Source organism: Xanthomonas euroxanthea, assembly GCF_903989455.1.
Taxonomy (GTDB): Bacteria; Pseudomonadota; Gammaproteobacteria; order Xanthomonadales; family Xanthomonadaceae; genus Xanthomonas; species Xanthomonas euroxanthea.
The window spans coordinates 2,274,324-2,298,256 of sequence record NZ_LR861803.1; the positions used below are offsets into that span (position 1 = coordinate 2,274,324).

A 23,933-nucleotide genomic window follows, 5' to 3' on the forward strand; every position below is an offset into this window, starting at 1 on the left:
GCCGGTGATGCCGGCCGGCGAACGGGTGGCGACGCAGCCGGCGATTCTAGCCGAAGCGTTAGCGCGACTGATCCTGGAATGGAGCGGGCGCGGCGACGGTGGCATGCCGGACTGGCGCCTCAGTCGGCGGCCGCCAGGGCCTTGCCGACCTTGCTGCCGGTCTGGCGGCCGAGCAACTGCGCCAGCCAGCGGCCGGTGTCGGCGAGGGCAGGCAGGTCGATGCCGGTCGGCATGCCCAGCCCGTGCAGCAGGTACACCACGTCTTCGCTGGCGACATTGCCGCTGGCGCCCTTGGCGTAGGGGCAGCCGCCGGCCCCGGACACCGCCGCATCGACCACGCGCGCGCCTTGCTCCAGGCAGGCAGCGATATTGGCCAGCGCCTGGCCATAGGTGTCGTGGAAGTGCACCGCCAATGCCGGCATCGGCACCGCCTGCGCCACGGCGGCCAGCATCTGGCGTGCCTTGCCCGGTGTGCCCACGCCGATGGTGTCGCCCAGCGAAATCTCGTAGCAGCCCAGCGTGTACAGCCGTTGCGCGACATCGACCACGTCGGCCACCGGCACCTCGCCCTGGTAGGGGCAACCCAGTACGGTGGAGACGTAACCGCGCACGCGCACGCCGTCGAGGGCCGCCTGTTCCAGGATCGGGCGAAAGCGTTCGATCGATTCGTCGATGCCGGCGTTGGTATTGGTGCGATTGAAGGCTTCCGACGCCGCGGTGAACACCGCCACTTCCCGTGCACCGGCGGCGCGTGCGCGCGCATAGCCCTGCAGGTTGGGCACCAGCACCGGATAGGCGATGCCCGGCGCCTGGGTGATGCCGGCGAACACCTCGGCCGCGTCGGCCAGTTGCGGCACCCAGCGCGGGCTGACGAAGCTGGTCGCCTCGATGCTGCGCAGCCCGGTCGCGGAGAGTCGGTCGATCAGCGCGATCTTGTCGGCGGTGGCGATCGGTGTGGCTTCGTTCTGCAGGCCATCGCGCGGGCCGACTTCGACAATGCGCACGAAGTCGCTCATGCCGCACCCTCCGGCAACCAGGCCGGGCTGCGCTTGTCGAGGAAGGCACCCAGGCCTTCCTGGCCTTCCGGGGAAACGCGCAGGCGTGCGATCCACGCGGCGTTGGCGGCGTCGATGGCGTCGCGGTCGGTCGGCGGCAGCGCCGCGCGCACCAAGGCCTTGGCGCTGGCGGCCGCCAGTGGCGCGGCCGCCAGCAACAGGCGGACCTGGCGCTCCACCGCGATATCCAGTTGGTCGGCGGCGACCAGTTGATGCAACAGGCCCAGCAACTGCGCGGTGGCCGCGTCGAAGATCTCGGCAGTGGCGAACCAGCGCCGCGCCTGGCGCGCGCCGATCGCCGCGATCACGTACGGCGAAATGACTGCCGGCAGCAGGCCGAGCTTGCTCTCGGTCAGCCCGAAGCGCGCCTCGGTGCAGCCGATGGCGATATCGCAGCACGCCACCAGGCCCACGCCCCCGCCGAACGCCGCGCCGTTGACGCGCGCGATGGTCGGCTTGGGCAGTTCGTCCAGCGTGCGCATCAAACGCGCCAGGGCGAGCGCATCGGCCGCGTTGTCGGCCTCGCTGGCACCGGCCATGCCGCGCATCCAGTTCAGGTCCGCTCCTGCAGAGAACGCGGCGCCGGCACCGGTGATCACCACCACCCGGATCTGCGCTGCCCGGCCGGCCTGCTGCAAGGCGTCGGTGAGCGCGCTGATCAAGGTCGCATCGAAGGCGTTGTGCACCGCCGGGCGGTGCAGACGTAACGTGCGGACCGCTCCCTGGTCCTCCACGATCAAGCCGGTGTCCTGCATAGCGTCAACGTCCATGAATGGGATGCGAACCATGATAGTGGCACGGGTCGGCCGAGCCATGACGCGGTGCGTCGATGCTAGAATTGAGAACCATTCCTAACAATCAGGCCGTCTTTGTGACGTTGTCCGACATGCCTTTGCATCGCGCCGCCATCGTGGAATCCGTGGAGGAGCGTCTGCCCAACGACACGATCGCCAGGCGGCTGCGCGAACTGGGCTTTGTCGCTGGCGAGGAAGTCACGGTACTGGCGACCGGTCCGGTCGGGCGCGAACCCTTGCTGGTGCAGGTCGGTTACACGCGGTTCGCCCTGCGGCGCAGCGAGGCGGCCCGCGTGCAGGTGCGCGTCGATGGAGCGCAGGCATGAGCACCGCAACCGTCCCCATGCGTCTGGCGTTGGTCGGCAACCCCAACAGTGGCAAGACCGCCCTGTTCAACCAGCTGACCGGCAGCCGGCAGAAGGTCGCCAATTACACCGGCGTCACCGTCGAACGCAAGGAAGGGCATTTCCGTGCGCCGTCCGGGCGCGACTTCGCGGTGCTGGATCTGCCGGGCGCCTACAGCCTGCAGCCGGCCAGCCTGGATGAAGCGATCACCCGCGACCTGTGCCGCGGCTTCTATCCCGGTGAGCCTGCGCCGGACGTGCTGGTGTGCGTGATGGATGCGACCAACCTGCGCCTGCATCTGCGCTTTGCGCTGGAGCTGCGCGAGCTGGGCCGGCCGATGATCGTGGCCCTGAACATGGTCGACGCCGCGCAGCGGCGCGGCATCGTCATCGACCTGCCGGCGCTGGAACAGGCGCTCGGGGTGCCGGTGGTGGAAACGGTGGCGGTGCGCCGCGGCGGTGCCAAGGCCCTGGTCGAGCGGCTCGATACGCAGGCGGCCAGCCTGGCCGCGCCGTCGGCCACGCCACCGGCCGACGGCAACTACCACGCCCAGGTGCGGCAGATTCTGGGTGCGGCAGTGACCATGCCCACGCGCACCTCGCGGGTGGACGATGCGCTGGACCGCTGGCTGCTGCATCCGGTCTGGGGCCTGGTCACGCTGGCGGTGGTGATGTTCCTGATCTTCCAGGCGGTGTACGCCTGGGCCAACCCAGTGATGGACCTGATCGATGCCGGCACCGCGATGCTGGGCGAGTGGGTGGGCACCACGCTGCCGGAGGGCCCGCTCAACAGCCTGCTCAAGGACGGCATCATCACCGGCCTGGGCGGGGTGATTAAGTTCCTGCCGCAGATCCTGATCCTGTTCGCCTTCATCCTGGCGCTGGAGGAGTCCGGCTACCTGCCGCGCGCGGCCTTCCTGCTCGATCGCATGATGTCGGCGGCCGGTTTGTCCGGGCGCTCGTTCATCCCGCTGCTGTCGAGCTTTGCCTGCGCGGTGCCCGGCATCATGTCCACCCGCAGCATCCAGGACCCACGCGACCGGCTCGCCACCATCATGGTCGCGCCCTTGATGACGTGTTCGGCGCGATTGCCGGTGTATGCGCTGCTGATCGGCGCCTTCATTCCGCAAAAAGCCGTGTGGGGCATCTTCAACCAGCAAGGCCTGATCCTGTTCGCGCTGTATGCCGCGGCCATCGTCAGCGCGCTGCTGGTGTCGTGGACGATGAAGAAGTGGCGCCGCGACAAGAGCGAGCATCCGTTGATGCTGGAGCTGCCGTCCTACCGCCTGCCGCATCTGCCGGACCTGGCGCTGGGGCTGTGGGAGCGTGCGATGATCTTCCTCAAGCGCGTCGGCGGCATCATTCTGGCCCTGACCATCCTGCTGTGGTTCCTGCTGTCGTTTCCGGCCGCGCCAGCCGACGCCACCTTGCCGGCGATCGATTACAGCTTCGCCGGGCGCATCGGCCATGCGATGGCGATCTTCTTCGCGCCGCTGGGCTTCAACTGGCAGATCTGCATCGCGCTGATTCCCGGCCTGGCCGCGCGCGAAGTGGCGGTTGCCTCGCTGGCAACGGTGTACGCGCTGTCGGCTGCCGACGACGATGCCGCCGCGCAGGCCCTGTCGCCGCTGATCAGCGATGGCTGGTCGCTGGCCACCGCGCTGTCGCTGCTGGTCTGGTACATCTATGCACCCATGTGCATTTCCACGCTGGCCACGATCAAGCGCGAAACCAACTCGTGGAAGCAGATGACCATCAGCGCGGTGTACCTGTTCGCGCTGGCCTACCTGGCCTCGCTGGTGACCTACCAGCTGGCCGTGCTGCTGGGAGCCGGCTGAGGTGGATCTGTCGCTCACCTTGCAATACGTGGTCATCGCCCTGGCGGTGTTGCTCAGCCTGTGGGTGGTGATGAAGAAGCAATTTCCCGGCACGCTGCGGCGCCTGCGTGGCGCAGTGGCGATCGGCCTGTTGCGCGATGGGCGGCCTGCATGGATGCGGGCGCTGGGCCGCCGCGTCGCACCGCCGGCCGCGCAGAACGCCGCGGCCTGTGGTGGCTGCGACAGCTGCGGGCCGACGCCGCCCCGTCGTCACTGACGCACTGCATCCCTTACACTTGCGCGGCCGCAGGACGCGGTGGTGCAGGGGACGCAGATGCGGTTGTTGGTGTTGTTGGCGGTCCTGGCGGCAGTCGCCGGTGTTTACAACTATGGCGGCAACGCGCTGGACGAAGCGCAGGTGCGCGATTTCTACGCCGCGCACGACAAGGCAATGCGTGGTCAGGACGGCGAAGCGCTGTGTGCGATGACCGCGCCGGCGTTCGAAATGGTGGTGCTGTACCGCATGGATTCGCATCAGCAGCGGCAGACCACCACACGCGAGCAGTACTGCAAATCCAATGGCGAGTGGGCGCAGGTGCTGCGTCAGATGCGTCATGTGGCCAACCCGGAAGAGTTGATCGACTACAAGCAGTCGATCACCAGGATCGAGATCGCCGCCGATGAAGCCTCGGCCATGGTCGAGACACGTGCCACGCTCGGCTTGCCGGGGGTGCGCATGACCTTCCGCTCGCGCGACAAGCTGATCCGAAAGCGCTGGAAGACCTTGATCGAACGCAGCGAAGGCACGGCCTGGGTCGGCCCGGCGTACGAGTAGGCGCCGCCGGCACTATCGCTGCCGCATTGCCAAGGCGGTGCCATCGATGCGCCGACGCGATGCCGGTCATCGGCACGCGCCGATCTGGCTCGCTGCCCAGCCGACCTGCGCGCGCAGCCTGCGTCGGCAGAAACAGGTGACATTCCGTGCATGGCGATGCACGCGCGGCGATCGCCTTGCTGGCAGACGCCAACGCGAGTATGTCGACCGTACTGCACGGCAATGTCGGTAGCGCCAGCGCAATGCAGGAAAGCAGGTCGCTACGCGTGGTGATGGTCGGTGCGGCACCACCCCCGTCATTGGCCGAGGTGCGCATCCGACGCTGCAGTGCACAGCGCGCCGGCCATACGCCTTCGCTATGCTTGGGCCATGACGACCTCCTTCCAGATCTCCCGACGTGCGCAGGCGCTGACCAGTTCGGCGATTCGCGAAATCCTCAAGGTGACCGAGCGGCCGGAGGTGATTTCCTTCGCCGGCGGGCTGCCGTCGCCGGCCACCTTTCCGGCGGAGCGCATGCGCGCGGCCAGCGATCAGGTGCTGCGCGATGCGCCGCAGGCCGCACTGCAATACGGCCCCACCGAAGGCTATGCGCCGCTGCGCGACTGGGTGGCCGCACGCCTGAGCCGCGACGGCGCCAGCATCCGGCCCAGCCAGGTGTTGATCACCACCGGCTCGCAGCAGGGGCTGGACCTGCTCGGCAAGGTCTTCATCGATGAGGGCAGCAAGGTGCTGGTGGAAACGCCAAGCTACCTGGGTGCGTTGCAGGCGTTTTCGCTGTTCCAGCCGAGCTTCGTCGGCATGCCCTCGGACGAGGACGGGCTGGTGGTGGAGGCGCTGGACCCTGCATTGCTGGCCGATGCGCGCTTTCTGTACTGCCTGCCGAATTTCCAGAACCCCACCGGCCGCCGGCTGCCGCTGGCGCGGCGCCAGGCCCTGGTGGAGCGCGCAGCAGCAGCGGGCGTGCCGATCGTCGAAGACGATCCGTATGGCGAGCTGTACTACAGCGGCCGGCCGCTGCCAAGCCTGTTGTCGCTCAATCCGGAGGGCGTGGTCTACATGGGCTCGTTCTCCAAGGTGCTCGCGCCCGGCTTGCGGCTGGGCTATGTGGTTGCGCCCGAGGCGGTGCTGGGCAAGCTGATCCAGGCCAAACAGGCGGCCGATCTGCATACGCCGTCGTTCACCCAGCGCGTGGTCCACCAGACGCTGCAGGACGATTTCCTGGACACGCATATCCCGCAGATCCGCGCGCTGTATGCGCGCCAATGCAGCCTGATGCTGGAGGCCCTGGATCGGCATTTCCCGCCCCAGGTGCAATGGAATCGCCCCGAAGGCGGCATGTTCCTGTGGGTGAGCCTGCCGCCCGGGCTGGACGGCACCGCGCTGCTGGCGCGTGCGATCGCGCGCAATGTCGCGTTCGTGCCGGGCGCGCCGTTCTACGCCACCTTGCCGCAGGTCAATACCTTGCGGCTGTCGTTCGTCACCGTGCCCGGCGACAGGATCGATGCCGGCATCCAGGTCCTGGGTGAGGTGTTGCGCGAGGCGCTGGCCGAGTTGCCCGGGCAGGGCGCGTGACCACGCAGACCAGTGGCGTGCAGGCGCCGGCGCTCGCGGTCAGCATCGACCGCGTGGCGATCGGGGTCGCACGCGATTTCACCCGGCCCGGTAGCCGCAGCGCCATCGACAAGCGTGCGGTGAGCGGGCCTGTGCGCGTCGGTCCGGACGGGCTGCACGGTGACGAGCAGGGCGACCTGCGTGTGCATGGCGGGCCGGACAAGGCGATCCATCACTATCCGCGCGATCACTACGCCGCCTGGCAGGCCGACCTCGGCGCGCATGCGTTGCTGGAGACGGCCGGCGCGTTCGGCGAGAACCTGAGCAGCGTCGGCCTTACCGAGGCCGAGGTCTGTCTGGGCGATCGCTTTGCATTGGGTACGGCGGTGGTGGAAGTGTCGCAACTGCGTCAGCCGTGCTGGAAGCTGTCCGACCGCTTCGGCCTGCGCGACATGGCGCGCCGCGTGCAGGACACCGGCCGCACCGGCTGGTATTACCGCGTGCTGCAACCCGGCGACGTGGCAGCCGGCGACATGCTGACGCTGCAACAGCGGCCGCATCCGCAATGGACGCTGTCGCGCCTGCAACAGGTGTTGTACGCGCGCGATGTCGATGCCGCCGCCATCACCGCAGTGTTGCAGCTGCCGCTGGTGCCGTCATGGCGGGCGCTATTCGAACGCCGCCTGCAACGCCGCGAAATAGAGAGCTGGAGCAAGCGCCTGCATGGCGCAAGCGACTGAGAGCCGCCAACACCATCGCACGCAATCAAAGCCCGCAGCCGCGCTAGCTGCAGGGCTGAGATTCGGGATTCGGGATTCGGGAATCGCGGTCACGAAGTCGGCAAACGCCACCTTCCAGGCGCCGCCATGATGGCCGTGTGCCATGCGTCTTCATCGTCCTTACCAACGTACAGCGGCGCAGCCCTCACCGACCCATGGCCGCTCGCGCCGTTGTGTGCCAACCACCACGCGCACCCCACGGACGCCACCAAGCCAAAGCGCCACAGCACATAAAACGCGCACACCCGCACCCGCTCTCACGAGTCCCTGATCCCGATTCCCGGCTTTAACGACTCCCGGCTTTAACGACTCCCCAATCCCGACCCCCCAATCCCAGCTTTTACGATTCCCGATTCCCGATTCCCAGCTATCTTGTACAACCCCATCGCCCAGCTAGGCCTGCCGCCATGACAACGTCTCCTGTAAAAGTTCTGATCCACGGCGCCTCCGGGCGGATGGGCAAGGCATTGCTGCGTCTGGCGGCCGAAGACGAGGCCTTGCACGTCGTCGGTGCGGTGGTGGGGCGTGCGCCCTCGCAGCGCGTGGTGGACGGCGTGCCGTATTTCGCCGCCAGCGAGCTCGGCGGTGCGCCGAGCTTCGACGTGGCGATCGACTTCAGCCTGCCGCAGGGCTTCGCGCCGATCCTGGCGTTGTGCGCGCAGCGCGGCAAACCGCTGGTATCCGGCACCACCGGTCTGGATGAGGCGCAGCGCGCCGCCTTGCTGGAGGCCGCGCAGCAGATTCCACTGGTGTGGGCGTCCAATTTCAGCCTGGGCGTTGCGGTGCTGACCGAGCTGGTGGAGCGTGCCGCCGGCAGCCTGCCGGGCTGGGATTGCGACATCGTCGAAGCCCACCACGTGCACAAGCAGGACGCGCCCTCCGGGACCGCGCTGACGCTGGGGGAGGCGGCCACCGGCAGTGGCGCGCAGCCGCGCTTTGCCAGCCTGCGCGCCGGCGACATCGTCGGCGAGCACACGGTGCAGTTCACCGGGCTGGGCGAGCGGGTGGAACTGGTGCACCGCGCGACCAACCGCGACATCTTCGCGCGTGGTGCCCTGCATGCGGCCAAGCGGCTGCTCGGCAAGCCGCCCGGCAGCTATCGCGTGCGCGATCTGGTGCTGTAACCGGCGCGTCGCCGCGCATGAATGGCGAATGATCGCAGTGGCGCCTTCATCCCGCCATTGCGATGCCGGCACGGCAGCCGGCGTTCTTCAGGCTGGCATGCCGGGGCACTTGCCTTTACAATTCTCGCTTGCCCGAACCAGCGTCGGACCGGTCCCCAGCACCGCGTCCGCGCTTTGCTGCAACCGGAATTTGGCCGGAAGCGCATCGGAGTCCCAGGCAGCCAGAGCGAGACCCCCACGTGACCCAACCCGCAATCCTTGTCCTCGAAGACGGCACCGTGTTCGAGGGCGAATCCGTAGGCGCCAACGGGCTTTCCGTCGGCGAAGTGGTGTTCAACACCGCCATGACCGGTTACCAGGAAGTCCTGACCGATCCCTCCTACGCCCGCCAGATGGTCACGCTGACCTATCCGCACATCGGCAATACCGGCTTTACCGATCAGGATGACGAGGCCAGCAAGATCTGGGCCGCCGGCCTGATCGTGCGCGATGTGCCGCGTCGCCCCAGCAGCTGGCGCAGCGAAGTCGCACTGCCGGAGTGGCTGCAGGCCCGCGGTGTGGTGGCCATTTCCGGCATCGATACCCGCAAGCTGACCCGCCTGCTGCGGCAGAAGGGCGCCCAGAACGGCGCGCTGATGGCCGGCGAGATCGATGTCGACAAGGCGCTGGAAGCCGCGCGCAGCTTCCCCGGCCTGAAGGGCATGGACCTGGCCAAGGTGGTTTCCACCGAGACCAGCTACAGCTGGCAGGAAGGCTCGCTGGATCTGAATTCGGATACGTTCGTGCGGGCCGAGCTGAAGCACAAAGTTGTTGCTTACGATTACGGCGTCAAGCTCAACATCCTGCGCATGCTGGCCGACCGTGGTTGCGACGTCACCGTGGTGCCGGCACGCACGCCGGTGGCCGAGGTGCTGGCGATGCAGCCCGATGGCGTGTTCCTGTCCAATGGCCCGGGCGACCCGGAGCCCTGCGATTACGCGATCGCCGCGATCAAGGAACTGGTCGCGCAGAAGGTGCCGACCTTCGGCATCTGCCTGGGCCATCAGCTGCTGGCGCTGGCCGCCGGCGCCAGCACGGTCAAGATGACCACCGGCCATCACGGCGCCAACCATCCGGTGCAGGATCTGGACGGCGGGCGGGTGATGATCACCTCGCAGAACCATGGCTTTGCGGTGGATGAAAGCACGCTGCCGGCCAATGTGCGGGTGACCCATCGTTCGCTGTTCGATGGCACCAACCAGGGCATCGCGCTGACCGACGCGCCGGCGTTCTCGTTCCAGGGCCACCCGGAAGCCTCGCCGGGGCCGCGCGATGTGGGGCCGTTGTTCGACCGGTTTGTGGAGCTGATGGCCAAGGATGCCAAGCGCGCATGAGCGCTCGGTTGATGGGTGTGCTGATCCTGCTGGTGGGCGCCGCCGTGGCCTATTGGGGCGTCTGGATGCCGCTGCAGCAGGCGCAGGCGGGCGTGGCGTCGATCACGCTGCCCGGAGGCATCAAACTGGCCTTGCTGGTGCCGATGTGTGTCGTCTTCGGCATCGGCTATGTGGTTGGAGGAGGATCCTTTCACCAGCGCATGCAGAACACCGACCCGGACAAGGTGCGTCGCTGGGGCAAGACCTCCGGGACCGGCTGGCTGTTGCTCCTGGTCAGCTTCGCCGCCGCGTTCGCGCTGCATCAGTGGATGCAGAACACCCTGCGCGCCCTGGGCTATGGATACGCCGGATGACCCCGGCTTTCGGCTCCGTGGAGTCGATGCAACATCATGCCGCGTCGCGATGCGATCGCCGCGGCCACTCTTCCGCACCTGCGGCTCGCCGCATGTTCCTAATCGAGTAAAGAAATGCCAAAGCGCACCGACCTAAAAACCATCCTGATCATCGGCGCCGGCCCGATCGTCATCGGCCAGGCCTGCGAGTTCGATTACTCCGGCGCGCAGGCGTGCAAGGCGCTGCGCGACGAGGGGTATCGCGTGGTGCTGGTCAACAGCAATCCGGCCACGATCATGACCGACCCGGACATGGCCGATGCGGTGTACATCGAGCCGATCAACTGGCAGACGGTCGAGAAGATCATCGCCAAGGAAAAGCCCGATGCCCTGCTGCCGACCATGGGCGGACAGACCGCGCTGAACTGCGCGCTGGATCTGGCCGACCACGGCGTGCTGGAGAAGTACAACGTCGAGCTGATCGGCGCCAAGCGCGAAGCCATCCGCATGGCCGAAGACCGCGAGCTGTTCCGCGTGGCGATGGGCGAGATCGGCCTGGATTGCCCCCGGGCCGAAGTGGCGCATACACTGGAAGAGGCGCTGGATATCCAGACCCGCGTCGGCTACCCGACCATCATCCGCCCCAGCTTCACCCTGGGCGGCAGCGGCGGCGGCATCGCCTACAACCGCGAAGAGCTGATCGAGATCGTCGGCCGTGGCCTGGAACTGTCGCCGACCACCGAAGTGCTGGTGGAAGAGTCGGTGCTGGGCTGGAAGGAGTTCGAGATGGAAGTGGTCCGCGACACCGCGGACAACTGCATCATCGTCTGCGCGATCGAGAACCTCGACCCGATGGGCGTGCATACCGGCGACTCGATCACCGTGGCACCGGCGCAGACGCTCACCGACAAGGAATACCAGCGCCTGCGCGATGCCTCGATCGCGGTGCTGCGCAAGATCGGCGTGGATACCGGCGGTTCCAACGTGCAGTTCGGCATCAGCCCGACAACCGGCCGCGTGGTGGTGATCGAGATGAATCCGCGCGTGTCGCGTTCCTCGGCGCTGGCGTCCAAGGCCACCGGCTTTCCGATCGCCAAGGTCGCCGCCAAGCTGGCGGTGGGCTATACGCTGGACGAATTGAAGAACGAGATCACCGGTGGCCTGACCCCGGCCTCGTTCGAGCCGTCGATCGACTACGTGGTCACCAAGATCCCGCGCTTTGCGTTCGAGAAATTCCCGCAGGCCGATGCGCGCCTGACCACCCAGATGAAGTCGGTGGGCGAGGTGATGGCGATGGGCCGCACCTTCCAGGAATCGCTGCAGAAGGCGCTGCGTGGGCTGGAAACCGGCAAGATCGGGCTGGATCCGACCGGCCTGGACCTGAGTAGCGAAGACGATATCGCCGCGCTCAAGCGCGAGCTCAAGGCGCCGGGTCCGGAGCGCCTGTTCTATGTCGCCGATGCCTTCCGCGCCGGCATGAGCGTGGCCGATGTCTACGCGCTGTCGTTCATCGACCCCTGGTTCCTGGATCAGATCGAGGAACTGATCAGCCACGAGCAGCAGCTGGCCGATGACGGCATGCAGGCACTGGATGCGGCGCGTCTGCGCACGCTCAAGCGCGCCGGTTTCTCCGATGCGCGCCTGGCCGAGCTGACCGGCACCAACGAAGAATCGGTGCGCACGCTGCGTCGCGCGCTCAAGGTGCGCCCGGTCTACAAGCGCGTGGATTCGTGCGCTGCCGAATTCGCCACCAGCACCGCGTACCTGTATTCGACCTACGAGGACGAGTGCGAGGCGCTGCCGACCGATCGCGACAAGATCATGATCCTGGGCGGTGGCCCCAACCGCATCGGCCAGGGCATCGAGTTCGACTACTGCTGCGTGCACGCGGCGCTGGCGCTGCGCGATGACGGCTTTGAAACCATCATGGTCAACTGCAACCCAGAGACCGTGTCCACCGACTATGACACCTCCGACCGTCTGTACTTCGAGCCGCTGACGCTGGAAGACGTGCTGGAAATCGTCGAGCTGGAAAAACCCAAGGGCGTGATCGTGCAGTATGGCGGCCAGACTCCGCTGAAGCTGGCACGCGCGCTAGAAGCCAACGGCGTGCCGGTGATCGGCACCTCGCCCGATTCGATCGACCTGGCCGAAGACCGCGAGCGTTTCCAGCAGCTGGTCGACAAGCTGGGCCTGAAGCAGCCGCCGAACCGCATTGCCCGCAATGCCGAGGAAGCCCTGGTGCTGGCGCGCGAGATCGGCTACCCGCTGGTGGTGCGCCCGAGCTACGTGCTCGGCGGCCGCGCGATGGAAATCGTCTACGGCGAATCCGATCTGGCGCGCTATGTACGCGACGCGGTCAAGGTCTCCAACGATTCGCCGGTGCTGCTGGACCGCTTCCTCGACAACGCGGTGGAAGTGGACGTGGACATCATCGCCGACAAGGATGGCAACGTGCTGATCGGCGGGCTGATGGAACACATCGAGGAAGCCGGCGTGCATTCGGGCGATTCGTCCTGCTCGCTGCCGCCGTATTCGCTCTCGCCCAGGACCCAGGCCGAACTGCGCCGCCAGGTGGTGATGCTGGCCGAAGGCCTGAACGTGGTCGGCCTGATGAATACCCAGTTCGCGGTGCAGGTGAACGAGGCCGGCGACGATGTGGTGTTCCTGCTGGAAGTGAACCCGCGTGCCTCGCGCACCGTGCCGTTCGTGTCCAAGGCGATCGGCATGCCGCTGGCCAAGATCGCCGCGCGCTGCATGGCCGGCAAGACGCTGGCCGAGCAGGGCGCCACCAAGGAAATCGTGCCGGGCTATTACTCGGTGAAGGAGGCGATCTTCCCGTTCGCCAAGTTCCAGGGCGTGGACCCGATCCTCGGGCCGGAGATGCGCTCCACCGGCGAGGTGATGGGTGTGGGCCGCAGCTTCAGCGCCGCGTTTGCGCGCGCGCAGGAGGCCGGCGGCATCAAGGCACCGCCGGTGGGCAAGGCATTCGTGTCGGTGCGCGACCCGGACAAGCAGCGCGTGCTGCCGGTGGCGCAGGCCCTGGTGGAGCGCGGCTATACGCTGGTCGCCACGCGCGGTACCGGCGCCTGGCTGCAGCAGAACGGGCTGAACTGCGAGATCGTCAACAAGGTCGCCGAAGGGCGCCCGCATATCGTCGATTCGATCAAGAACGGCGAGATCGTGTATATCGTCAACACCACCGAAGGCCGCGCCGCCATCTCCGATTCGTTCTCGATCCGGCGTGAAGCGTTGCAGCATCGCGTGACCTATTCGACCACTGTCGCCGGCGCCAAGGCGCTGGTGCATTCGCTGGAATTCCGCGGCACCGGCCCTGTCTGGTCGCTGCAGGAACTGCACAAGGAACTGGAAGCATGAGAGCACCCATGACGGCAAAGGGCGCGCAGCGCCTGCGCGAAGAGCTGGACCAGCTGAAGTCGGTCAAGCGTCCGGCGGTGATCAACGCGATCGCCGAAGCGCGTGCGCACGGCGATCTGAAGGAAAACGCCGAATACCACGCCGCACGCGAGCAGCAGAGCTTCATCGAAGGCCGCATCAAGCAGCTGGAAGGCGAGCTCTCGCATGCCGAGATCATCGACATCACCAAGCTGTCGGCCGGCAACAAGATCGTGTTCGGCGCCACGGTGACGCTGGCCGACACCGAGACCGACGAAGAGAAGCGCTACCAGATCGTTGGCGATCTGGAAGCGGACATCAAGCTGGGCATGATCGCGATCTCCTCGCCGCTGGCACGCGCGTTGATCGGCAAGCTGGAAGGCGATTCGGTCACCATCGATGCCCCGGCCGGCCAGCGCGAGTACGAAGTGGTCAGCGTTGCCTATCTGGACTGACTGGCCGGGATCGAGCGACCCCACCGACCGATGACCACCGCAACGCTGCTGCTGCCGGAAAGACGCCGCCTGCCCGGTGCGTTGGGCGACACGCCGGTGGCGCGTGCGCTGGCGCGCGCCGACCAGCAAAGCACCGAGCCCGGCGAGGTGGCGCAGCTGCAGCGCCACTTCACGCTGACGCCGGCGCAGTGGCCGGTGGCCGCATTGACCCGCCAGCTCGATGCCGGCGATGCGGCCGGTGCGACCTGGGTGCGTGCCGATCCGGCCTACGTGGTACCGGACATGCAGGGCGCGCGCTTGATGGGCTACGGCGAGGCGCTCGGCCCCACCGCCGAGGATCTGGCGGTGTTGTTGCCGATCCTCAAGCCGATGTTCGGCGATGCCGGCTTCCTGCTGGATGCGCCCACGCCTGCGCGCTGGTATCTGCGGCTGTCGCCGGATGCCAAATTGCCGGAATTTGCGCCACCGGATCTGGCGATCGGTGATGACCTGTTCGAGCATCTGCCGGCTGGCGAGATCGGCCGGCGCTGGCGTGCCTTGCTGACCGAAGCGCAGGTACTGCTGCATCAGCATCCCTGGAACGAGGGCCGCGTGGCCAGCGGCAAGCCGGCGATCAATTCGCTGTGGTTCTGGGGCGGCGGCGTGCTGCCGCAGGCGGTGAGCTCGCCGCACCGTCAGGTGCGCAGCCGCGAATCGCTGCTGCGTGCGCTGGCGCTGGCGGCTGGCGCCGATGCGCAGGGCGAACAACGCGTGGACGCATTGGTGGACCTGCGGCACCTGCGCTCGCTGCAGCAGTTCAGCGACGACGCAGTGGCGCCGTTGCTGGCGGCAATGGCGCGTGGCGAACTGGATCGGCTGGTGCTGGATTTCCAGGATGGCGACACCGTGTCGCTGACGCATGCGCAACGCTGGCGTTTCTGGCGCAAGCCGCGGGCACAGCTGGCGCAATGACCTCCACCCCGCGGATCGTCCGGCGCCCACCCGGGCAGGCCGGCAGTTGGCCCGATGCCATGTTGCCGCTGCTGCGCCGCATCTATGCCGCGCGCGGCGTGACCGATACGCAGGGCGCGCAGCCGCGTCTGGGGCAGTTGCTGTCGCCGCAGTTGCTGCACAACAGCGACGTCGCGGCCGAGCTGCTGGCCGATGCGATCGCACAGCAGCGTCGCATCCTGGTGGTGGGCGATTTCGACTGCGATGGCGCCACCGCCTGTGCGGTCGGCGTGCGTGGCTTGCGCATGCTCGGCGCGCTGGATGTCCACCACGCGGTGCCCAATCGCATGGTGCATGGCTATGGTCTGTCGCCTGCGCTGGTGGACGAGCTGGCTGCATTGCAGCCGGATCTGCTGGTCACCGTCGATCACGGCATCGCCTGCCACGCCGGCGTGGCCGCGGCCAAGGCGCGTGGCTGGACGGTGCTGGTCACTGACCATCACCTGCCTGGCGAGGTATTGCCGCCGGCCGATGCGATCGTCGATCCGAACCTGGCCAACGACTGCTTCCCGAGCAAATCCCTGGCCGGGGTCGGGGTGATCTTCTACGTGCTGATGGCCTTGCGCGGCGTGCTGCGCGCGCGCGGCGCCTTTGCCGAACGCGCCGAGCCGGACCTGTCGGTATTGCTGGACCTGGTGGCGGTCGGCACGGTCGCCGATCTGGTGCCACTGGACACCAACAATCGTGCGCTGGTGTCGGCCGGCCTGCGCCGCCTGCGCGAGGGCAAGGGATGCATCGGCCTGCGCGCCCTGATCGATGCCAGCGGCCGCGACGTGGCGCGCCTGAGCGCCAGCGATATCGGCTTTGCATTGGGGCCACGTCTCAACGCCGCCGGCCGGCTGGAAGACATGGCCCTGGGCATCGAACTGCTGCTCAGCGAAGACTGGAGCCGGGCGCGCGAGATCGCCGGTACCCTGGAGGAGATCAACGCCGAGCGTCGCGCGGTGCAGCAGTTGATGACCGACGATGCCGAGCAGGCGGTCACCAAGGTGGTGCTGGATGCCGATGGCGAATTGCCGATCGCCGCGTGCCTGTTCGACGCCGACTGGCACCCCGGTGTCATCGGCCTGGTCGCCTCCAAGCTCAAGGACCGGCTGCATCGCCCGGTGATTGCACTGGCGCCGGCCGAGCCGGGCAGCAGCCAGCTGCGTGGCTCGGCGCGTTCGATTCCCGGCCTGCATATCCGCGATGTGCTGGCTGCGGTGGACGCGCGCCACCCGGGCCTGATCCAGAAGTTCGGCGGGCATGCGATGGCGGCCGGATTGAGCCTGGAGCAGGCCGCGCTGGCGACCTTCGAGCAGGCATTCCAGCGCCAGGTGCAGACGATGGTGGACGCCTCGTTGCTGCATGCCGAATTGCAGAGCGACGGCGAACTGGCCGCGCACGAGCTCGATCACCTGCATGCCGAGGCATTGCGCGTGGCCGGGCCGTGGGGGCAGGGCTTTCCCGAGCCGCTGTTCGATGGCCGGTTCGAAGTGCTGCAATGGCGCCTGCTCAAGGAGCGCCATCTCAAGCTCACCCTGCGCTGCGCGGGTCGCGCCGAACCGCTCAACGCCATCCACTTCAATGGCTGGCGCGGCAGCGAGCCGGCACGCATGGTGCGGCTGGCGTACCGCCTGGTCAGCGACGATTATCGCGGCGGCACCGCGGTGCAGTTGATCGTCGAACATTGCGAGCCGGCGACAGTCACTGGCTGAGCTGCGGGCTCAGCGTTCTCTCTACCTTTTGTAGGCTGCAGCTGGCGTCATCTGGATGATCCAAGCTGCGTTGATCGAGGGCGCGTGGTGTCCTAGCCGCTCGCGGGATGCGCCGTGAATCCGTCCGTGGAGGGAGCTGAGCGTCGGGTTCTCAGGCGCGCGGCTGCCAGTCGCTGGCTTCGGTAAGGGGCGGCAGCGCGGCCGGGGATCGGCTCCTCGGTTCGGTCAGACATCCTGTCTGACTCGCCGCCGCGGGACATCCTGAGTGCCGCTCTCCGCCAATCCCCGGCCACGCTGCCGCCTCGGCATGTCGTTTCCGCGACCTGGTCAAGGCAGGCCGCTTCACCATCTTGTTTTCAAGCTTCGCGATGACGACGCTGCAGGTGTTTTCTTGAAGGCCCTGTGTTGTTCGGCGTGTGCCGGGAAGCCGATCGGACGCGCCGTGATCCAAGCCACACGCGTCGTGCTCCGCCTGCAACACGTACACCGACTATCTGGAGAGGTCCTTGCCCGCCCACCGTCGCGGGACCTTGAGCGGCATGGATGCCGCGCCAGAGCCTGCAGGGACGTACTTGCGGCGTGTCCCGCGAGGGTGGGCGGGAAAGGGCCTGCAGCCAGGCAACAGCTCAGCCGCTCTGCACGTGCTCTGCACTGAGCTTCGCACCACAGGCGGCATTTATGCGGGAGTACATGCTCTAAGAGCCGCATGCCTGACGGCCGCAAAGCAGTCTGGTTTGCAGTTCGAAGCGTCCTGCAAGACCGTGCAAGCGCACACTGACGCTCGCACTCGCTCGCACTGTCCTCGCCTCGATCAGGGCGCCTTCTTGACTTCGGTCACCAGGGTCGGCAATTCCCACGCGCCGCCAGCGGCGACCAATCTGCACAGGCCGGAGGTGGATTCGGAGGTCGGCACGAAACGGCGGCCGTCCCAGGTCCAGCTGGCCTCGCTGTAGCAATCGCCCAGGCCGCGGCCCTTCTGCGATTCAAGGATGGTGGAACCGTCGATATCGCTGGCGTGCGTGGTCACCAAGGTCGGCGCGAACGGCGCGCGTGCATTGATCACCCAGAAACCGGTGCCGACGTTGTAGGCGCCCATCCAGCAGTCGGTCGACACCAGCAGTTTGTCGCTGCTGAGCCGGGTGATCGACAGCGGCTCGGCCGTATCGTCGGCCTGCAGTCCCTTGCATTCCTCATCGGCCGGCAAGCTGGCACGCAGTGCTTGATAGAGCGCAGGCAGCGTGCCCAGGCGGGCATCGGCCGCTTGCGGTGCTGCCAGTTTGACCGCGCGCACCTGCGGTGCCGGCACGGCCGGCAGCACCGTGGCTTCGTCGCGATCGCCCTTGCGCACCAGTGCGCCGCGCGTGCCCAGCCGGCCCTGGAACTCGTCCATCTTCAGCAGCACCGCCGCCGCCCCACGATCGGACAGCTGCCAGCGGCGGCCATCGTTGCCCACTGCCACGATCTTGCTGCTGCGGGTCAGTGCGGCCAGCAGTGCGGTCACCTGCGCGCTGGTCAGCGGCGCGGTGCCGCTGTCGCGATTCAATGCCAGCTTGCCCAGGTCGCGCTGGTCGATGCGCAAGCTGAGCGAGGCCGGCATCTTGACCTCGTCGTACTGGCCCAGCATCAACTCGGCGGTGACCGCTTGTCCGGCACCGGCATTGCGCGTCAGCAGCACCGACACCGGCGTGCTGCCGTCGTCATCCGGCTGATAGCCGGCAGCGCGGCAGGTGCGGGTGTTGTCGCAGGCGATGGTCCAGTCCTGGTGGTCGAAGGCAATGCCGACCGGCGCATCGGCAAGGGCGGCGACAGGCGCGAGCAACAAGGTGGCGGCAAGCAGGGTAGGGCGCATGGTGTCTTCGAAAGAGCGTGTCCGGCGCGCATCTTGCGTTGCTGCCGACGGGCAGTCCAGTGCGTGGCATGCGAAACAGCGCCACCCCTGCGCCTGGTGTTCATGAGGTCATCGGCATGACGTCGGCCTTCCTCGCCGAACGCGGCGTGCGTGCGCGCAATCCGAACAAGGGACGCAACCAGCGCACCCGGCGGATCGCAAACTCGTGCAACGCCAAGCAGCCGATCACGGTGGCGGCGATCACCAGCGTCGGCTCCAGCCAGGCATTCAGATGCAGGGGCATCAGCCAGTACAGCGTCACGATGATCAGGCTCTGGTGCAGGATGTACCACGGGAACACCGCCTCCGTGCAGTACGGCAGCCAGCGGAACGGGCGGTTCAATCGGTGCCTGGCCCAGCCAAGAATCGTCAGCAGCGCCAGCCAGGTGTAGGCGGCACGTGCGCTGTGCTCGATCACCGCCCACGGCAGCGCGGCCAGCGCTGCACCCGGTTGCGCAGTCTGCCAATGGATGCTGGCATAGCGAATGGCCAGTTCGGTGCCGATTGCCGTAAGCGCGGTGCCTAGCGTGAGCCAGCGCAGCTGCACGGCCCACTGCCAGAAGCGCTCGCTGCGCGCCAGCAGGTATCCCAGGACGAATGGCGGGAACGACTCGGCGTGCACGAACCAGTCGCCAAACAGCGCGTGGGTGGGCGGATGGCGCGGCATCACCCACAGCACGCAAAACGCCTCCCACAGGATCGGCAACAGCAGCAGTGCCGGCACGGCCAGCGCAGCGGGCAGGCCCGGTAACGCGGTCAGCCGCAGCGGGCGTGTCAGCGACACCAGCGCCATCAATGCGATGGTGTAGGGCAGCAGATAGGCCAGATACCACAGGTGGTTCCAGGTGATGCCATGCTGCCAGCCATCGAAACTGCCGGCCGGCCACGGCCGCACCTGCCAGTAGCGCAACAGGAAGTTGCCCAAGCCCGGGCTGACCTTGCCGTTGCTCACGCCCTGGCAATAGGCCTGCACCGCGACCACCACGAACATGCCGAACAACAACGGTGGCAGCAATCGCCCGCAGCGCCGCAAGGCAAAGCGCCAGGGCGTGGCCTGCGGCCGCGACAGCCCGATGGCGATGCCGGAGATCATGAACAGCAAGGGCATCCGCCAGCGGTTGAGCACGATCATCGGCCATTGCAGCCACTGCGCGGTGTGCACGCTCTTGAGGTGGAACTCCCAGTCGGCCACGTAGGCCATGCCCGCGTGGTACAGGATCAGCAGTGCGAAGGCGAAGACGCGCAAGGCGTCGATATCGTGGCGGCGCTCGGTCATGGTCGTGTCGGTAGGAGACATGCCCGCATCCTCGGCAACGCCGGCCCCAGGCAGCTGCGCCAAGGGTGGCAATGCCGTCCCGGAGTGACCAGTTGCGGTCCTGCAGGGACGAACCGGGGGCGGCCAGCGGGCGGTTTGCATAGAATGCGCGGATGAATTCACCTGTGTCTGTGGCGATCGAACGCGAGACCGACAGCGATGCCAATGCGGGCAGGCGCTGGGTAGCGTTGATCTGGCTGCTGGTTTTCTATGGCAGCGCGCTGGGCAACACCGCCAGCACATGGCTGGCGGCACGGCGCGACGGCCAGCCGTTGCTGCTGTGGCAGGTGCTGACCTGGGAGTTGAGCAGCGCGACCGTCTCACTGCTGCTCTTGCCGCCGCTGATCTGGCTCTGCACGCGTTGGCCATTGCATGCCGATGTCTGGCGGCGGCGCGTTCCTGTCTATGTTGCGGCCGCACTTGCCTGGTGGCTGCTGCACGTGAGCGGCATGGTGCTGCTGCGCAAGCTGGTCTATCTGGCGGTCGGTGCGCACTACGATTTCGGCGCCTTGCGCTTGCAGTGGATGTACGAACTGTCCAAGGATCTGCGCACCTTTGCCCTGCTGGTGGCGCTACGCCACACGCTGGCCTGGTATGGCCGGCGTCGGCAGGGCGAGGCGCATCTGCTGGCCGCGCCGGACGAAGGCCCGCCGGTCGAGCCACTGGACCGTCCGGAACGCTTTCTGGTGCGCAAGCTGGGGCGCGACTTCCTGGTCGCCACCGCCGACATCGAGTGGATCCAGGCGTCGGGCAACTACGTCAACCTGCATGTACGCGGCCACGATTACCCGCTGCGCAGCACGATGGCCGCGATCGAGGCCAGGCTCGACCCGGCCGTGTTCGTGCGCATCCATCGCAGCTATCTGGTGAAGCTGGCACGCGTGCAGGCGATCGAGCCGCTGGAATCCGGCGACGCCCGCGTACACCTGGCCGACGCCGGCGTGCTGCCGTGCAGTCGCCGTTACCTGGCTGCATTACGGGCGTTGGCGGGGCAGGCGCCCACACCGCAGCGTGTCGAGGCCGCGCCGGGCTGACCGTTCCAGGCGGTCAGCCTTGCGACCGGAGCGAGCGCCAGCCTCGCAGTGGCAGATGAGCCCAGACGCTCGTCATCTGGACCGCCTGCTGGCTGCCTTGCTCCGGTCTGAGCTTGCAGTGGTCGCCATGACGTCCATGGCCGGCACGAAACTGCGGCCCGTCACGATCGCCACCGCGTTCCGCCGCCGCCGCCCGCTTGCTAAACTACCGGGCTTGTTTGCCGGAAATCCGTCATGATCGAAACCAATCCGATCCGCCAGCGCATCACCGATCTCAACGATCGCGTGCTCTCGCTCAGGGGGTATCTTTGACTACGACGTCAAGAAAGAGCGTCTAGAAGAAGTCAGCCGGGAGCTCGAGAGCCCCGACGTGTGGAACGACGCCGAGCGCGCGCAGGCCCTGGGGCGCGAGCGCTCGATGCTGGAAAAGACCGTGATCGGCATCGCCGACGTGCTGGCCGGCCTGGCCGATGCCGCCGATCTGCTGGAACTGGCCGAGAGCGAGCAGGACGAAGACACCGCGGTGGCGGTGATCGCCGATCTGGACAAGTACCAGACCCATGTCGAAAAGCTGGAATTCCAGCGCATGTTCTCCGGGCAGATGGACGGCGCCAATGCCTTCGTCGACATCCAGGCCGGCGCCGGCGGCACCGAGGCGCAGGACTGGGCCGAAATCCTGCTGCGCATGTACCTGCGCTGGGCCGAGTCGCGCGGCTGGAAGACCGAGCTGATGGAAGTGTCCGGCGGCGAAGTGGCGGGCATCAAGTCGGCCACGATCCGCATCGAGGGCGAGTACGCCTATGGCTGGCTGAAGACCGAGATCGGCGTGCACCGGCTGGTGCGCAAGTCGCCGTTCGATTCTGACAACCGCCGGCATACCAGCTTCACCTCGGTGTTCGTGTCGCCGGAAGTGGACGACAACATCGAGATCGACATCAATCCGGCCGATCTGCGTACCGACGTGTACCGCTCCTCCGGTGCCGGTGGTCAGCACGTCAACAAGACCGAATCGGCAGTGCGTATCACGCACATCCCGACCAACACCGTGGTCGCCTGCCAGACCGGCCGCAGCCAGCACCAGAACCGCGACAACGCGATGAAGATGCTGGCCGCCAAGCTGTACGAGCTGGAAGTGCAGAAGCGCAACGTCGAACGCGACGCGCTGGAAGCCACCAAGTCCGACATCGGCTGGGGCAGCCAGATCCGCAACTACGTGCTCGACCAGAGCCGCATCAAGGATCTGCGTACCGGCATCGAACGCAGCGATACGCAGAAAGTGCTGGACGGCGATCTGGACGAATTCGTCGAGGCCAGCCTCAAGGCCGGCCTGGCGGCAGGCTCCAAACGCCTGGATGCCTGATCGCGCGGCGAGGCCGCCGCGCCCGCTGCCACATCGGCGGCGCGGTTGCAGTGCGGCACATCGCCACGCAGTCCCGTTGCGCCGCGCAGTTGTCACCGAGACACCGTAAAACGCAGGAGCCGGCCCGCCCGGTTCCGCATTCTCCACCGGGCATGCGCCCGACCTATCGCAGACCGATTCCCGCCATGACCGAGCAGACCCCCGCGCCGCAGATCCCCGCCGACGAGAACAGCCTCATCGCCGAGCGTCGCGCGAAACTGGGCGCGTTGCGCGGCCAGGGCATCGCCTATCCTAACGATTTCGTGCGCGAGCACTTCGCCGGCGACCTGCAGGCCGAATTCGCCGACGCCGACACCTGGACTTCCGAAGCGCTGGAAGCAACCGGGCGCACGGTCCGGATGGCCGGCCGCCTGATGGCCAAGCGGGTGATGGGCAAGGCCAGCTTTGCGCAGATCCAGGACGAGTCCGGGCGCGTGCAGCTGTTCCTGCAGGGCAATGTGCTCGGCGATGCCTATACCGCGTTCAAGGGCTGGGATGTCGGCGACATCGTGGCGGTGGAGGGCGGGCTGACCCGCACCAAGACCGGCGAGCTGTCGGTCAAGGCCAGCGCGCTGCGCCTGCTGACCAAGTCGCTGCGTCCGTTGCCGGACAAGTGGCATGGCCTGTCGGACGTGGAGCAGCGCTATCGCCAGCGCTACGTCGACCTGATCGTCACCCCGGAGGCGCGCGAGGTCTTCATCAAGCGCTCCAGGATCATCCGCGCGATCCGCGCCTGGCTGGACGCGCGCCGCTTCCTGGAAGTGGAAACGCCGATGATGCATTACATCCCCGGTGGCGCCACCGCCAAGCCGTTCACCACCCACCACAACGCGCTGGACCTGGACCTGTACCTGCGCGTGGCGCCGGAGCTGTACCTCAAGCGGCTGGTGGTCGGTGGCCTGGAGCGCGTCTACGAGATCAACCGCAACTTCCGCAACGAGGGCGTGTCGACCCGGCACAACCCCGAGTTCACCATGCTCGAGCTCTACGAGGCCTATGCCACGTACCACCAGATCATGGACCTGACCGAACAGGTGATCCGCGACACCGCGCAGTCGGTGCTGGGCACCACCCAGGTGAACTGGGACGGCGCCGCCATCGATCTGGCGCCGGCTTTCCGGCGCTGGCGCATGGATGAGGCCGTCCGTCACCACAATCCTCAGATCAGCGCGGCCGATTGCACTGATCGCGACGCGCTGCTGGCGCACTGCGAGCGGCTGAAGATCAAGGTCAAGCCGTCCTACGGCTGGGGCAAGCTGTTGCTGGAAATCTTCGAGGCCACCGTGGAACACACGCTGGTGCAGCCGACCTTCATCACCGACCACCCGGTCGAGGTGTCGCCGCTGGCGCGTTCCAGCGACACCGAGCCGGGATATACCGACCGCTTCGAGCTGTTCATCAACGGCAAGGAGCTGGCCAACGGCTTCTCCGAGCTCAATGACCCGGAAGACCAGGCCGCGCGGTTCCAGGCGCAGGTGCAGGCCAAGGACGGTGGCGACGACGAAGCGATGCATTACGACGCCGACTACATCCGTGCGTTGGAGTACGGCATGGCGCCGACCGGTGGCCTGGGTATCGGCATCGACCGCCTGGTGATGCTGCTGACCGGCAGCACCTCGATCCGCGATGTGCTGCTGTTCCCATATATGCGCCCGGAAGCCTGATCTTTTTTGTGCCGTCGGCGTGCCGACGGCACAGATACTGCATATGCTAGAGCGGAGCCCCGAATGGCGTATCGTCGGGGGAGTCGGCCCG

21 protein-coding genes are annotated in these 23,933 nt (G+C 67.1%); 16 read left to right on the forward strand and 5 right to left on the reverse strand.

The features are described from left to right. Positions 1 to 119 precede the first annotated feature (119 nt). Both H7A86_RS09700 and H7A86_RS09705 read right to left on the reverse strand, forming a co-directional pair. Positions 120 to 1,016 carry a hydroxymethylglutaryl-CoA lyase gene (locus H7A86_RS09700; RefSeq protein ID WP_119132052.1) on the reverse strand — a complete coding sequence of 299 codons (897 nt, stop codon included), beginning with the start codon at positions 1,014 to 1,016 and terminating at the stop codon, positions 120 to 122. Next, on the reverse strand, positions 1,013 to 1,810 hold the full coding sequence (locus H7A86_RS09705) for an enoyl-CoA hydratase-related protein (protein ID WP_119132051.1): 798 nt from the start codon (positions 1,808 to 1,810) through the stop codon (positions 1,013 to 1,015). The genes H7A86_RS09700 and H7A86_RS09705 overlap by 4 nt, the downstream gene beginning before the upstream one ends. Before the next feature lie 116 nt (positions 1,811 to 1,926). On the opposite strand from H7A86_RS09705, the gene H7A86_RS09710 reads away from it, so the two are divergent. The 6 genes from H7A86_RS09710 (at position 1,927) to H7A86_RS09735 (ending at position 7,136) form a co-directional block, all read left to right on the forward strand. Further along, complete coding sequence (locus H7A86_RS09710) at positions 1,927 to 2,175, forward strand: FeoA family protein (RefSeq protein ID WP_104585288.1); 249 nt, start codon at positions 1,927 to 1,929, stop codon at positions 2,173 to 2,175. Continuing rightward, the gene (feoB, locus tag H7A86_RS09715; protein WP_119132050.1) at positions 2,172 to 4,031 is read left to right on the forward strand and encodes a ferrous iron transporter B; all 1,860 of its coding nucleotides are present in this window, start codon (positions 2,172 to 2,174) and stop codon (positions 4,029 to 4,031) included. Before H7A86_RS09710 ends, feoB begins: the two co-directional genes overlap by 4 nt. 1 nt (position 4,032) lies before the next feature. Next, positions 4,033 to 4,287, forward strand: a complete 255-nt coding sequence (locus H7A86_RS09720) for a DUF6587 family protein (protein ID WP_016904924.1) — start codon at positions 4,033 to 4,035, stop codon at positions 4,285 to 4,287. A 57-nt stretch (positions 4,288 to 4,344) separates the two neighbouring features. Beyond that, positions 4,345 to 4,845 (forward strand): autotransporter outer membrane beta-barrel domain-containing protein, encoded by a 501-nt coding sequence (locus tag H7A86_RS09725; protein ID WP_104585307.1) that lies wholly within the window; start codon positions 4,345 to 4,347, stop codon positions 4,843 to 4,845. A 369-nt stretch (positions 4,846 to 5,214) separates the two neighbouring features. Next, entirely contained in the window at positions 5,215 to 6,417 is a 1,203-nt protein-coding gene (locus H7A86_RS09730; protein WP_119132049.1) for an aminotransferase-like domain-containing protein, read from the forward strand. Then, positions 6,414 to 7,136 (forward strand): MOSC domain-containing protein, encoded by a 723-nt coding sequence (locus H7A86_RS09735; RefSeq protein WP_119132048.1) that lies wholly within the window; start codon positions 6,414 to 6,416, stop codon positions 7,134 to 7,136. Before H7A86_RS09730 ends, H7A86_RS09735 begins: the two co-directional genes overlap by 4 nt. Here the strand turns inward: H7A86_RS09735 and H7A86_RS21260 are convergent. Further along, complete coding sequence (locus tag H7A86_RS21260) at positions 7,065 to 7,280, reverse strand: flagellar motor protein MotB (RefSeq protein ID WP_425509746.1); 216 nt, start codon at positions 7,278 to 7,280, stop codon at positions 7,065 to 7,067. The two genes, H7A86_RS09735 and H7A86_RS21260, sit on opposite strands and share 72 nt — an antisense overlap. A gap of 302 nt (positions 7,281 to 7,582) precedes the next feature. On the opposite strand from H7A86_RS21260, the gene dapB reads away from it, so the two are divergent. From dapB to recJ, 7 genes are all read left to right on the forward strand, one after another. After that, positions 7,583 to 8,299, forward strand: coding sequence for a 4-hydroxy-tetrahydrodipicolinate reductase (gene dapB / locus H7A86_RS09740; RefSeq protein WP_104585275.1), 717 nt, complete (start codon positions 7,583 to 7,585; stop codon positions 8,297 to 8,299). 239 nt (positions 8,300 to 8,538) lie between these two features. Then, complete coding sequence (carA, locus tag H7A86_RS09745; RefSeq protein WP_119132047.1) at positions 8,539 to 9,672, forward strand: glutamine-hydrolyzing carbamoyl-phosphate synthase small subunit; 1,134 nt, start codon at positions 8,539 to 8,541, stop codon at positions 9,670 to 9,672. 11 nt (positions 9,673 to 9,683) lie between these two features. Then, the gene (locus H7A86_RS09750) at positions 9,684 to 10,025 is read left to right on the forward strand and encodes a hypothetical protein (RefSeq protein WP_232087973.1); all 342 of its coding nucleotides are present in this window, start codon (positions 9,684 to 9,686) and stop codon (positions 10,023 to 10,025) included. A gap of 114 nt (positions 10,026 to 10,139) precedes the next feature. After that, positions 10,140 to 13,382 (forward strand): carbamoyl-phosphate synthase large subunit, encoded by a 3,243-nt coding sequence (carB, locus tag H7A86_RS09755; protein WP_119132046.1) that lies wholly within the window; start codon positions 10,140 to 10,142, stop codon positions 13,380 to 13,382. An 8-nt stretch (positions 13,383 to 13,390) separates the two neighbouring features. Next, positions 13,391 to 13,855, forward strand: coding sequence for a transcription elongation factor GreA (greA, locus tag H7A86_RS09760; RefSeq protein WP_016903166.1), 465 nt, complete (start codon positions 13,391 to 13,393; stop codon positions 13,853 to 13,855). 30 nt (positions 13,856 to 13,885) lie between these two features. Then, positions 13,886 to 14,806 carry a phosphoglycerate mutase gene (locus H7A86_RS09765; protein WP_104648646.1) on the forward strand — a complete coding sequence of 307 codons (921 nt, stop codon included), beginning with the start codon at positions 13,886 to 13,888 and terminating at the stop codon, positions 14,804 to 14,806. Continuing rightward, the gene (gene recJ, locus H7A86_RS09770) at positions 14,803 to 16,542 is read left to right on the forward strand and encodes a single-stranded-DNA-specific exonuclease RecJ (RefSeq protein ID WP_119132045.1); all 1,740 of its coding nucleotides are present in this window, start codon (positions 14,803 to 14,805) and stop codon (positions 16,540 to 16,542) included. Before H7A86_RS09765 ends, recJ begins: the two co-directional genes overlap by 4 nt. A gap of 811 nt (positions 16,543 to 17,353) precedes the next feature. On the opposite strand, the gene H7A86_RS09775 is transcribed toward recJ, so the two are convergent. Next, positions 17,354 to 18,391 carry a DUF1176 domain-containing protein gene (locus H7A86_RS09775; RefSeq protein WP_119132044.1) on the reverse strand — a complete coding sequence of 346 codons (1,038 nt, stop codon included), beginning with the start codon at positions 18,389 to 18,391 and terminating at the stop codon, positions 17,354 to 17,356. A 100-nt stretch (positions 18,392 to 18,491) separates the two neighbouring features. After that, the gene (locus H7A86_RS09780) at positions 18,492 to 19,706 is read right to left on the reverse strand and encodes an acyltransferase family protein (protein WP_119132043.1); all 1,215 of its coding nucleotides are present in this window, start codon (positions 19,704 to 19,706) and stop codon (positions 18,492 to 18,494) included. 152 nt (positions 19,707 to 19,858) lie between these two features. Between H7A86_RS09780 and H7A86_RS09785 the strand changes: the two genes are divergently transcribed. From H7A86_RS09785 to lysS, 3 genes are all read left to right on the forward strand, one after another. Continuing rightward, entirely contained in the window at positions 19,859 to 20,779 is a 921-nt protein-coding gene (locus tag H7A86_RS09785; RefSeq protein WP_232099304.1) for a LytTR family DNA-binding domain-containing protein, read from the forward strand. A gap of 234 nt (positions 20,780 to 21,013) precedes the next feature. Continuing rightward, positions 21,014 to 22,139, forward strand: a protein-coding gene (gene prfB / locus H7A86_RS09790) for a peptide chain release factor 2 (RefSeq protein WP_104648650.1) whose coding sequence is annotated in 2 segments (ribosomal slippage) — positions 21,014 to 21,088 and positions 21,090 to 22,139 — 1,125 coding nt in all. Because the reading frame shifts where the segments join, the coding sequence is not laid out codon by codon here. A 185-nt stretch (positions 22,140 to 22,324) separates the two neighbouring features. Then, complete coding sequence (gene lysS / locus H7A86_RS09795) at positions 22,325 to 23,842, forward strand: lysine--tRNA ligase (protein ID WP_053045483.1); 1,518 nt, start codon at positions 22,325 to 22,327, stop codon at positions 23,840 to 23,842. Positions 23,843 to 23,933 lie beyond the last annotated feature (91 nt).